The sequence below is a fragment of the Streptomyces sp. NPDC054794 genome (genome assembly GCF_053611585.1).
Genome location: NZ_JBSHAQ010000113.1, coordinates 1 through 10,863 on the forward strand (window position 1 = coordinate 1; position 10,863 = coordinate 10,863).

Genomic DNA, 10,863 nt, shown 5'->3' on the forward strand with positions numbered 1-10,863 from the left:
GCGCATGCATCGTGACCACCCCGGCTGCGGCCCGCTCGACCAACTCCACCACGACACCGGCCAGATGAGGGAACAACACCCCGAAACTCCGCGAAGAACACGCGAGCCATGATCACAGCCACCACTGACACCGACCGCGTCACAAGATCAGCGCCAGAGCCCGTAATTCCTCAGGCTGAAGTTCACGTAATTCCCCAGCTGCTGACGCGAGCCGACGATGAGGCGATCCGTGTCAGTCCCACCAGAGCACGACGAGAAGCTGCCGTTGGGATGCAGCACGGTAGAACTCGCGCAGGGCGTCGAAGTGCCCCAGCACGTACTTCTTCGGGCCACCGACGATCTTGTCTGCGCTGTTGCCGATCAAGGAGGCGACCTCTGCTTCGTCTGTCGGCAGGGCAGCCAGGAGGGTCGGAAAGTCGATCTGCCCGAGCAGTTCCGCAGCGCAAGCCACTTGACCTGCAGAGAGGGCTGTGGGGGCTGGCCCGAAGGGGCCGATGGCGTGGGGATGGGTGTTGAGGAAGGCGAGGTCGATGGCAGTGTCGCCGTCGAGAGCATGTCGGAGAGCACTCCGATGGACGTCATCAAGACCTCCCAGCTCGCAGACCCGTTCGAGCAGGACCGGCGCCCAGTCCAGGTCCAGGACATCCGCCGACGGTGGATCCCAGAGAGGATCTCCATCCTTCGATGCGTCGGCTGACTGGCGGCAGGAGGCGAGATACTCCGCCGAGATGCGGGCGAGTTGCTGAGTGACGGCCATGACGGCAGTATCCCGACGACGTCCACCGGTTTCCCTACTTGGTCTTGTCGGTGGGGTTCCTGGGCCGCTTGTTCGGGCGGTAGCTGGGCCCGTTCATGATCACCTGATGGCTGGTGTTGATGAGCCGGTCCAGGAGGGACTCGGCGACGACGGGGTTGGGGAAGAGGGGATACCAGTCGCTGGGCGCCCTGTTGCTGGTGATGATCAGCGAGCGTCCCTGCCGCTCGGAGACGAGCTCATAGAGGTCGTCGGCCTGGGCCGCAGACAGCTGACGCATGGCGAAGTCATCGAGGATGAGGACGTCGGGGCGAACGAGTTCGCGGACGCGTTTCTCCCAGGTGCGGTCCGCGTGGCCGCTAGTGCTGTGACCGCGTAGGTTCACCGGGTTCAGGCTGCGGCTGCGAGGGGGCGTCCGCCCCAGCGGATGCCCTTCTCGCTGCGGATGCGGGCGCGTTCCTTGCGCTGGGCGGCGAGTACGTCGGGGTGGCGGGCGTTGGCATTGCGCCAGCGCAGGTAGCGGTGCAGGGCCTGGGTCTGTGCGGGGTGGCTGCGATGGTTGGAGTTGGCCAGGGTGAACTGTCGCAGCGGGCCGAAGTGCGCCTCGATGGGGTTGGCCCAGGAGGCGTAGGTCGGGGTGAAGCACAGCTCGACCTTGTTCTTCTTCGCCCAGCGGCGGACGTCCCCGCCGGTGTGGGCGGAGAGGTTGTCCAAGATGATGTAGATCGGAGCGCCGTCGGGTCGGGCAGCGCGGATCGACTTCAGCGCGGCCAGGGTGTTGGCGGTGCCTTTGCGGCGGCGGTTGACGCCCCACAGTCGGTCGTCGCCGACGGAGTAGCAGCCGTGGAAGTAGGTGACGCCGTGGGTGCGGCGGTAGGTCGCCGGCAGGCGGTCGGGCTTGCCCTGCTTCGCCCAGCAGGAGCCGGCGGTGGGCCGGATCCCAAGGGGGCCGAACTCGTCGAAGGCGAAGACCCGGTCCGGGAAGCGGTCCAGGACGTGCTCGATGCGGTCGAGCTTGGCGTCGCGCTCAGGGTCGGGTGACTCCTTCCAGGTCTTGGTGCGCTGGAAGGTGATGCCGCGTCGCAACAGCAGGCACCGTAAGGCTTCACGACCGATACGGATGATGCGTCCGTGCACTTTCCGCAGGTAGGCGGCGAGTTTGCGGATCGACCAGCGGGTGAAGGGCTGGCCGAGCCTGGCAGGGCGAGTGGTGGCCGTCTGGACGACGAAGTCCTCATCGTCATCGTTGAGCAGGCGGGGACGGCCTCCCGCCCACTGAGGGTCCAAGCAGGCCAGGCCGATCTCGTTGAACCGGTGGATCACATCGCGCACGGTGTCCTCGTCAGCCTGCACCAGCTGGGCGATCACCGGCACCCGGTTCCCGCCCGCCGAGGCCAGCAGCATCATCGCCCGGCGATAGCGCACCGAACTCGTGCTGCCCCGGCGCACGATCTGCTGCAGCTTCTGCCCCTCCTGGTCGGTCAGTCTGCGTACACGGACAGGCTCAGCCACCGCGCCTCCACCGTTCGAATGGACGTCACCGCACATCCAACCGTCACGACCACCAACCCGGCGAACCAACACGGTCACAGCACTAGCCAGGTCGGCGAGGACTTCTCCGAACTACCGAGGCGTCCCGTGATCCGGTGACGGGACGATCAGTCCCGAGAGGAAGGGCCGGAGAACGGCTGCGAACGGCGCGGGTGTTAGTTTCCTGCCCGTGTTAAAACACCAGGATGAGACCAGGGCGGCCTACGACGGGGTCGTCGAGCTCTATGCGTCGATGTTCACTAGTCGGTTGGAGACGCGGCCGTTCGCGCGGAACATGATCGGCACCTTCGCCGAGCTCGTGCGTGGCACGGGGAACCTGCGGGTAGCCGACGTCGGGTGCGGACCCGGTCATCTGACAGCCATGCTGCACGACTTGGGGCTGGACGCCTTCGGGCTCGACCTCTCCCCGGCCATGGTCGACCACGCTCGGCGGGCCCAGCCGTCGCTGCGGTTCGACGAAGCGCGAATGGAGTCCCTGCCGGTCGAGGACGGCGCGCTCGGCGGGGTGCTGGCCCACTACTCGATGATCCATACCCCACCTGGAGAATTGCCCGCACTGCTCGCTGAGCAGGTGCGTGTCCTGGCACCAGGGGGTCTGCTCCTGGTGTCCTTCTTCGGGACCGAGGGACCGGAGCCGGTCCGCTTCGACCACAAGGTGGCGCCCGCCTATAGCTGGCCGGCGGAGCAGTTTGCCGAGTTGCTGGCCGGTGCCGGCCTTGTCACGGTGGCTCGGTTGCTCCACGACCCAGCGTCCGAGCGTGGCTTCCTCGATACCCACTTTCTGGCCCGCCGCCCGTAGAGCGTGCCCGTGGCCTGGGTCGGGGTGGTGTAGATCATCCGCGTGGATGAAGCTCGTCCGCGCCGCCGCGTTCTGTGCCGACGTCCACTGAGCATCGCCGGAGGTGACGACCGTCCAGGTCACGAAGGCTCCGGCGGTGTGGCCACGGTAGTGGTGTGAGCAACGATCTCCCGGAAGGTGGGAATTCCCAGGTCAACGGACTCCTGCTGCCGGGAGATCTGTACGTCGAGCTGGCTGAGTTTCTCCTCGGCGCCAGCCAGGCTGATCTGGAGACCTTCGACCTCGCCGAGCCAGCCTTCCGTCTCGGCTTCGGTGACTCGGGCGATCAAGTTGTCGCGGATCTCGGCAAGCCGTGCCCGTTGGGCCGGGTCAGGTCGGAGGAGTGAGCATCTGACACAAGCGTGTTCATGAATGCATGGGGTCCCGAAGGCGCGTGCGCAGGTACCGATGGACACCTTCCGTTTCTCGAAGTGGGCGAGGAAGGCGTCCCACTCCTCGTTCGTCGGGGTCCGGTATTCCTCGCTGGGACGAAGCGATCGACGACGGGCGATGAACGCGCGATGGGCTTCAATGGCGTCCGCCGGGTAGATGGCGTTGTAGCCCATCGTGGTGTTGATGTCGGAGTGACCTGCGAGGACCTGCGCGATGTGGGGCGGCAGGCCGCTGCGGATTGCGTCGGTGATGAAGATTCTTCGGAAGTCGTGCGGAGCGAAGTCGAGGGGCTGGCCCGCGGAGTCGGTGAGCCCGGTTCGTTTCAGGACCTCGTTGAGACCATCGCGGATCATTTGGCGGGACACTGGCGTGCGCTGGCCTCCGTATGTCCACTGGAACAGCAGCGGCATCGGCGGGTTCCAGATCTTCTCCGCGACGTCGTAGTTGGGCAGCATCGGGATCGCGCCTGTTCGAGGGTCACGGACGCGGGCAATGACCGTGCTGAGGACGTCGGCCAGCTCTGGGCTGACAAGGAGAAGCCGTTCTTCGTCTGTTTTCGAGGGAGCGACCTGGAGCAGAGGCACTATGTCACCGCTGGTGGGCAGCTTGTACTGGATCAAGGCGTGATGGCTGGCCTCCAGCATCTCCTCGATCCGGGCGCCGGTGTGCTGCAGGAATTCGATCGTGGCCCAGGCCCAGAAGGCCCGCTCCTCGAGCAGTCCCAGATGGATGCGTCGGCCGGACTCGTCGTAGGCCCGGAACGGAGTCGACGAGTCCTTCTTCTGCCGCGTGTAGGTTCCGCCCCTGAACGTGAACTGGCCGCCGAGCGGGGCGGCCTGCAGGGCGTCCATCCCCTCACGGGCCTCTGTCCAGTTCGCCTTGGCGGCGCGGACGACGGTGGACAGCGCGGGCAGTCGTTCGCGGGTGCGCTGGTCCATCTTGGCCTTGCGGCGCTTCTCGTGCTTGGAGGTACTGGCGTCGGCGGCGCTGACCGGGCAGGGAGCAACCCACGGACCCCAGCGTTCTGGTTCCTCGACGGCCCAGTGGGCCAGGTCGAGGTAGAGGGCTCGAACTCCGATCATGAGGTTGCCGTAGTTGGCCCGCTCCGTCACCGCCTCATGGACTGTGCCATCCGGCAGCCGGCGGCGTGTGACCTTCGTCCGGCTGACCTGCTTCCATGCGCTCACGACTTCGGACGGCAGCCGGAGTGTGTCGATGCCGGGCTGGATGCGCTCAATCTGCAGCCAGAAGTTCCTCACGAGCGTCCGGGACGCGTCCTCCAAGGACGTGTAGTCCATGGTGGGCTGGCGTTCCTTGAGGTACTCGACCAGCAGATCCCGGATGGGCTTGGACTGCGGCCGGTAGCGGTCGACGAGCTGCTCGACCGAGACCTGGCCGGACGTTCGGTGCAGCAGCCTCAGTGACACAGGCGCGTCGGGCGGCAGGTGACCCAGGTCCTTCAGCCAGGAGTAGAACAGGCTTTGACCGCCCGACGTGGCCCGCTGTTCCCGATGCGCCTCCATGTACTCAATGGCGTCTCCGACATTGATGTCGGCCAGACCTCCGCCCTTGGCGATGAGCAGCTTGACCAGCACGTTCTTGGCGAGGATGCCGAGGTGTGAGGACCATGCTTCTGGACCCACCAACTCATTAAGGCGTGCAAAGCCCTCAGGGTCACGGTATTGGCAGATGATGGCACGCAGGTTGGTCGAGGTCCGGGTGAGCTGCCAGTGGAGCGATGGCCGGAGCACATCGGCGCAGACCAGGGCGAACAGGCCGGTGTTCAGAATGCCGTTCGCATTCGCCGCGTCGTAGCCGACCCAGCTGGCGTTGAGCTTGTTCCACTGTGCCCCGGTCGCGTTTGCAGCGGGGCTCGCGTTCCACCGTTGTTGCCAGGTGGAGCCCGGCTGGTCCAGGAGCCAGCGGAGAATGAGCGTTGCGCCTCGCCGCCGGTAGAAATGGGTGGACTCGCTCGCGGCCCGAAGCGGAGGCCGGTTCAGCCGAGCCACGACCTCCTCGTAGGACTGGCCGGTGGCAGGCCAGGCGTCCTCGTAGGGCCGCGGCGGGAAACTCTTCTTGGCTGCCCGGAGTGCCTCGCCGGCGAGTGGCTGTGCATCTCGGATGACGGCCGGAGCGCGCAAGGTCTCTGTGCTCGTCACCATGAGTTCCCAAAGAGAGTCTTCAACGAGTCGGGGTTGTAGCCGGGGGCCGGTGGAGCGGGCGGCCGGTCACGCTGCTCTGCCCGGCGTGCATGATGGGCGCGGACGCGTTCGATCACTTCGTCTTGGCTGGCCGGAAGGTAGAGCTGTGTGGTCGTCAGATGGGCGTGACCGAGGACCCATTGGACGTCGGTCAGGGGCATGTTGGGGTCGCGGGCGAGTCGGTAGGACGCGGTGTGGCGTAGATCGTGGAGCGTCCAGTTCGCCCCGAGGAGATCGTTGGCGCGGTTGAACATCGCCCGCGCCGCGTCGTAGTTCAGCGGGCGCCAGGGACGCCTCAGGGTCCACCACAACGGCAGGTTCTTGCCCCGCGGGATGCCATCTCGCCGTGTTTCCTCCTGGTAGAGGCGCAGCCAGACGAAGGCGTCGGTTGAGCAAGGAAGCTGCTGGTAGGCGCGGGTTCCCTTTCGGATCACGCCGACCAACTGCTGACCGGGTAGCGCATCGCGCTGCTGGCTGGTGAGCAGTTCTTCTGCGCGGGCCCCGTTGGAAACCCAGAAAGCCAGTAGAGCGCGATCTCGATTGTGCCGGAGGGCGGCGAACAGCGCGTTGAACATCTCGTCTGGAATACGCCGGGGCGCACGTTTCGGGATGGTCGGCCGGTAGCGGCCTGTCCGCTCTTGGGCAAAGGGCCGGTCAGGCGTGTGGTGGGCGTTCGCGCGGCTGCTGCGACGCGAGCGGTCGAGCGGAAACGGGTTGATGATTGGCCCGGTGCCCTCGTCCTGGTGGAAGTCGTAGAACGTGCGGAGCACGGTTTCGCAGTGCACGCGCGTCCTCGCGGCGTACTGCGGGCCGGGTGAGACCTTGCCCGTGATGGCGTTCGGCGTACCGGGGATCTTCTTGCGCGTCGTCCGCGGCTTCGGCACCGTCTCCTCGGAGTGGCCTGCCTTCCGGTGTCGCCAGTGCAGGCGCTGGGGCTTGTTCGCGATCTGCATCCACCGGATGAAGTCCCGTGCATCAGTACGCGTTGCCCGGTTCCACTCGATGTTGAGAGCCCACAGGAACCGCCACCAGCGCAGCAGGTCCATGCCGTATGAGCGGACCGTGGAGGCAGGTTTGTCCTCTGCCTGCAGCTCGGCAAAGAAGACCCGGACGGGGTCGACAACAACGCCATCCTGGTCGAGCAACTGGTACGGCGCCCACTGATCACCGGTCTCCTGCAGTCTGCCTAACTCGGGCAGGACGAACGCTGCCAAGTCCCGCTCGGGGACATCGCCTTGAAGCATCCCGAGAAGCTAGCGGAGAAGCCGTCTGACCTGCAAGAACTCACGAGTTAGTTCGGTTAACGGGCCCTGTGCAAGTTCTGCAACCGGACCGTGGAGGAGTGTCCGCACGTCGCTGGCTGCCCGAAGGCCGAGTACATGGACAATCCGCCTGCGGCACACCTGGCGCTTCCGTACCCGCCCTACCTGGCGTACGAACCGAAGGAGTCAACGAGGCAGCACAAGATCGAGTTGCTCGGATTCGATCCGCTGACCGAGTGGTGACCGGGGCGCCGGTGACCCTCCCGGGCTCTTTCGGCTCACTTGCCGGGGGTGGAAAGGCGCAGCAACGGATCCCGGTCGGTGCCTGGTCAGGCGTCGGCCGGGCCTGGCGTTACAGCAGCGTGGTGAGGTGGCGCAGCTGGCGGACGAGGGCGGGCTGGGGGAGGGGGACGCTGCCGATCTCGGGGTGCTGCTGGCGGGTGATGTGGGGGTGGACCTGGTCCATGCAGGGCGGGTTGAGCAAGGGTGCGGTGTGCCGGTCGCCGCACACGTAGGCGGGTTCGAAATGGTTCCGCACCAGCTGGCGGCGCCAGTAGTCGGCGTCGTGGTATTCGCCGCTGTGGGCGTGGTCGAGGAAGAGGCAGTACTCGGCGAGCTGGTGGCCGACGCCTGCGGCGAAGCGCCACCAGAAGCGGGCGCCGCTGCTGTCGTCGGCGAGGTGGAGCAGGCAGGCGAAGACGAGCGCGCCGGTCTTGTCGGCGTACTGGCTGGCGATGAAGTCGGCGAGCTGCCCGTCCGCGTCGGGCCCGAACAGGACCAGCAGGCAGACGGCGTTGAGGTCCCACCAGGCCCGGTCGGCGTCGGGGGTGCGCTCGTCCTCGGGCGGGGTCCAGTCGGTGTGGGTGCGTGCGGCGTCCGCGGTGCGCTGGCGCGGTGGCCGGTGGCGGGCGGCCTGGCGGCTGCGGAGTCTGGCTTCGGCGGCGGCGATGTCGTAGGGGGTGTAGCGGTTGCGGGTGAGTGCCTTGGCGAGCAGATCGTCGATGGTGGTGCGGTGTTCGGGCTGCAGAGCGGTCATGAGCGGTACTTCTTCCCGTCGGGGTGCTCCGGGGAGGGGAGTTTGAGCAGGGTGGCGAGGCGCTGGCGGCCGGTGCGGAGCTGGGACCGGACGGTGGCTTCCTCGTTGCCCATCAGTACGGCGGCCTCGGCGGCGGTGAAGCCCATGCCGTAGTGCAGCAGGATCGCATCACGCTGCCGTTCGCTGAGCGAGGCGACGGCGGCGTACAGGGCGATGGTGTCGGTGAGCGTGTCGTAGGGGTCCTCGGGGTGGCCGGCGAGCGCGGCCTCGAACGCGGCGGTCTCCATCAGCTCGGGGCGGCGCCGCCGCTTTCGGTGCATGTCGATGATGCGGCGCTTGAGGATCGTCCAGGCATAGCCCTCCAAGTTCTCCATCTGCAGCATCCCCAGCCACCGGTCCATCACCTGGTCGAACGTCAGGTCCACTGCCTCCTCGGCATCCGCATCCGAGCCGAGCTGCAGATAGGCGTAGCGCATGTAGTCCATGCGGCGCTGCTGGTGGAAACCCCAGTACGCCAGCTGCGCGGCCACGTCCCACTGGTCGATCGGGACAGCACGCGGGACGCCGATCGTGCCCGCCGCCTCGTCCGGGCTGATGTCGCCGCTCAACGGGCCTCCCCATCGCACCCGGGAGCACGCTCGGGGGTGCGGGCCCCGGTCAACTGCGTGATGCCGACCCGGACGCCTGCGGTGAGCAGGCGGCGGCATCCCCGGATCACGTCCGGGCCGAACACCCTGAGGGCGAGCGCGACTTCGACCAGCCACGCAGCAGCGGTGTGCTGCACGGGTCCTCCCCTGTACCTGTTCCATCGGTGCCGCCTCCCCTTGAATCCCTGGCACCAGAGGCAACCTCTGCCTCCACCCATCAAGCGCCTGGGACGGCCCGAACGTGCACCCCGACCGCCAAAAAGATTACGTTCAGTATCGGTCTGACTGCACCGAGTTCAATCATGGAGCACAGAAGGGTGAGCGGCGGGGCACCCTTGCCGGTCGACGCTCATGCCCGTTGCCCGTGGTTGCGTCGCTTCGCTCCGCTGCTGGCCCGGTGGCCTGACCAGCGTCGTGCGTGCCGTGACCGTCGGGTGAAGGAGTGGTGGGGAAGTTGTCCCATGTGGTCAACGCGCGTAGCGGACCGCGATGGGAGTGCGGTTGTCTCGTTGGCGCAGTTCTCCAACCCCCCACATTCCATGGAGACTTCATGCGCCGCGCCGCCTTCGGCCTGCCCGCCACCACCTTGCTGCTGATCGGTATCAGCGTCGCCCCCGCACTTGCCGAGCCTCCTGCGCCGCCGTCGACGGCGACCGCCCGCACGGAACTCGCTGGCCTCACGGTCGCTGCACCCCATTCGATGGACGGCTACGCCCGCGACAAGTTCGACATCTGGTCCACCCAGCCCGGTGGCTGCACCACCCGTCAGGCGGTGCTCGCCCGGGACGGCAAGGACGTCCAGGACAAGCCCGACGGCTGTCAGCCCGCCTCCGGTACCTGGTATTCCGTCTATGACGACACCACCGTCAAGGACGTCGCCCAGGCCACCATCGACCACATGGTCCCGCTCGCCGAGGCCTGGCGTTCCGGCGCCGACACCTGGACCGCCGATCAGCGCAAAGCTTTCGGTAACGACCTCAAGGACCCCCAGCTGCTGATCGCGTCGGAGTCCTCGAACTCGTCGAAGTCCGACAGCGGGCCGGCCGACTGGAAGCCCACCAACCACGCGTTTTGGTGCACGTATGCCAAGGACTACACGCACATCAAGTCGGTGTGGAAGCTGACCACCACCGACGAGGAGAAGTCGGCCCTGTCCTCCATGCTGGATACCTGTACCAACTGAACCCGGTCAGCGCCAGCTGACTGGAGGCGGCGGGTCTGCCCGCCGAAGAGGAAATTCGGCTGCCCGCGTGGACGGGATGGCGTAGGGTGGAGCTACCGACGCGGGGTGGAGCAGCTCGGTAGCTCGCTGGGCTCATAACCCAGAGGTCGCAGGTTCAAATCCTGCTCCCGCTACCAGAGTCGAAGGGTCCGGCAAAACTGCCGGACCCTTCGGCGTTTCCGCCCTTCCGGCAGCCGATCGGTGTGCGGGCCTGCAGTGAGCCTTTTCAGTGTGGCCACTGATCAGGTGACGGTGAGGGTGCCCACAACGCACGAGGCTCCCGTGCCGTTGAGGGAGGTGTTCGAAGTCTCAACCCACCGGCACAGGAGCCTCGTTGGTTGCTTATCCTGCCGCACTCGACCTGCCTCACAAGCTCGTCGAGTGGGTCACGATGCTCATCGTCACCCGGGAGGGTGACCGCCGCTGCAAGCTCCCGCCGCACCAGCGTGCGCTTGTCGGCCTGACGTACCTGCGCAAGCACGACACCCTCGCGTAGATCGCCAGCGGCTTCGGTATCTCGGTGGGCACCGCCCACGCCTACACCACCGCGGTGGTCACTGTGCTCGCCGACCGTGCACCGGGCCTGCTCAAGGTGCTGCGTGAGACCGATCCCGGCTACGTCCTGCTCGACGGAACTCTCGCGGAGTGCGACCGAGTCGGCGACAGTCGGGCCGACTACTCCCACAAGCACCGCCGACACGGAGTGAACGTGCAGCTGGTGACCGACCCAGCAGGACGGCTGCTGTGGATCTCGCCCGCACTGCCGGGCCGCGCCCACGATCTGACCGCAGCCCGCACCCACCGCATCATCCGGGTCTGCGAACGCCAAGGCGTCCCGGTCCTCGCCGACCGCGCCTACATCGGGATGGTGTCCCGCGTGATGGTGTAGCCGATCAACCTTGAGTAGTGCGCCGGTGTGCTCCGGCTGGTGGTGTCCGCTCCCTGCGCATGAGGCGGGC

Annotated in this window: 10 protein-coding genes, 1 tRNA gene and 2 pseudogenes; 5 read left to right on the forward strand and 8 right to left on the reverse strand. The window is 66.8% G+C overall.

From position 1 onward, the window contains the following. Positions 1-232: 232 nt before the first annotated feature. From ACWGKT_RS47720 to ACWGKT_RS47730, 3 genes and pseudogenes are all read right to left on the reverse strand, one after another. Positions 233-757, reverse strand: a complete 525-nt coding sequence (locus ACWGKT_RS47720; protein WP_453278695.1) for a DUF1877 family protein — start codon at positions 755-757, stop codon at positions 233-235. Between the two features lie 34 nt (positions 758-791). Next, positions 792-1,115, reverse strand: a pseudogene (locus ACWGKT_RS47725) (ATP-binding protein); the annotation flags it as partial. A gap of 29 nt (positions 1,116-1,144) precedes the next feature. Beyond that, entirely contained in the window at positions 1,145-2,266 is a 1,122-nt protein-coding gene (locus ACWGKT_RS47730) for an IS630 family transposase (RefSeq protein WP_453278696.1), read from the reverse strand. A 208-nt stretch (positions 2,267-2,474) separates the two neighbouring features. On the opposite strand from ACWGKT_RS47730, the gene ACWGKT_RS47735 reads away from it, so the two are divergent. Continuing rightward, positions 2,475-3,104: a class I SAM-dependent methyltransferase gene (locus ACWGKT_RS47735; RefSeq protein WP_453278697.1), complete on the forward strand. Its 630-nt coding sequence runs from the start codon at positions 2,475-2,477 to the stop codon at positions 3,102-3,104. Positions 3,105-3,223: 119 nt separating this feature from the next. Here the strand turns inward: ACWGKT_RS47735 and ACWGKT_RS47740 are convergent, their stop codons facing one another. Both ACWGKT_RS47740 and ACWGKT_RS47745 read right to left on the reverse strand, forming a co-directional pair. After that, positions 3,224-5,698 (reverse strand): tyrosine-type recombinase/integrase, encoded by a 2,475-nt coding sequence (locus ACWGKT_RS47740; RefSeq protein ID WP_453278698.1) that lies wholly within the window; start codon positions 5,696-5,698, stop codon positions 3,224-3,226. Then, a complete protein-coding gene (locus ACWGKT_RS47745) occupies positions 5,692-6,981 on the reverse strand; it encodes a tyrosine-type recombinase/integrase (protein ID WP_453278699.1) in 1,290 nt (429 codons plus the stop codon). The genes ACWGKT_RS47740 and ACWGKT_RS47745 overlap by 7 nt, the downstream gene beginning before the upstream one ends. Positions 6,982-7,116: 135 nt before the next feature. Here ACWGKT_RS47745 and ACWGKT_RS47750 point away from each other — a divergent pair, with 135 nt between their 5' ends. Continuing rightward, positions 7,117-7,242 (forward strand): hypothetical protein, encoded by a 126-nt coding sequence (locus tag ACWGKT_RS47750; protein WP_453278700.1) that lies wholly within the window; start codon positions 7,117-7,119, stop codon positions 7,240-7,242. Between the two features lie 109 nt (positions 7,243-7,351). Here the strand turns inward: ACWGKT_RS47750 and ACWGKT_RS47755 are convergent, their stop codons facing one another. The 3 genes from ACWGKT_RS47755 to ACWGKT_RS47765 are packed head-to-tail and all read right to left on the reverse strand — an operon-like array spanning position 7,352 to position 8,819. Continuing rightward, positions 7,352-8,035, reverse strand: a complete 684-nt coding sequence (locus tag ACWGKT_RS47755; RefSeq protein ID WP_453278701.1) for a hypothetical protein — start codon at positions 8,033-8,035, stop codon at positions 7,352-7,354. After that, entirely contained in the window at positions 8,032-8,643 is a 612-nt protein-coding gene (locus ACWGKT_RS47760) for an RNA polymerase sigma factor (RefSeq protein ID WP_453278702.1), read from the reverse strand. Before ACWGKT_RS47760 ends, ACWGKT_RS47755 begins: the two co-directional genes overlap by 4 nt. Continuing rightward, entirely contained in the window at positions 8,640-8,819 is a 180-nt protein-coding gene (locus ACWGKT_RS47765; RefSeq protein ID WP_453278703.1) for a hypothetical protein, read from the reverse strand. The genes ACWGKT_RS47760 and ACWGKT_RS47765 overlap by 4 nt, the downstream gene beginning before the upstream one ends. Before the next feature lie 413 nt (positions 8,820-9,232). Between ACWGKT_RS47765 and ACWGKT_RS47770 the strand changes: the two genes are divergently transcribed. The 3 genes and pseudogenes from ACWGKT_RS47770 to ACWGKT_RS47780 all read left to right on the forward strand — a co-directional run. Further along, positions 9,233-9,865 carry a GmrSD restriction endonuclease domain-containing protein gene (locus tag ACWGKT_RS47770; protein WP_453278704.1) on the forward strand — a complete coding sequence of 211 codons (633 nt, stop codon included), beginning with the start codon at positions 9,233-9,235 and terminating at the stop codon, positions 9,863-9,865. Positions 9,866-9,964: 99 nt separating this feature from the next. Next, positions 9,965-10,041 (forward strand) — tRNA-Met (locus ACWGKT_RS47775). A gap of 197 nt (positions 10,042-10,238) precedes the next feature. After that, positions 10,239-10,769 (forward strand): annotated as a pseudogene (locus tag ACWGKT_RS47780) (transposase family protein); the annotation flags it as partial. Positions 10,770-10,863 lie beyond the last annotated feature (94 nt).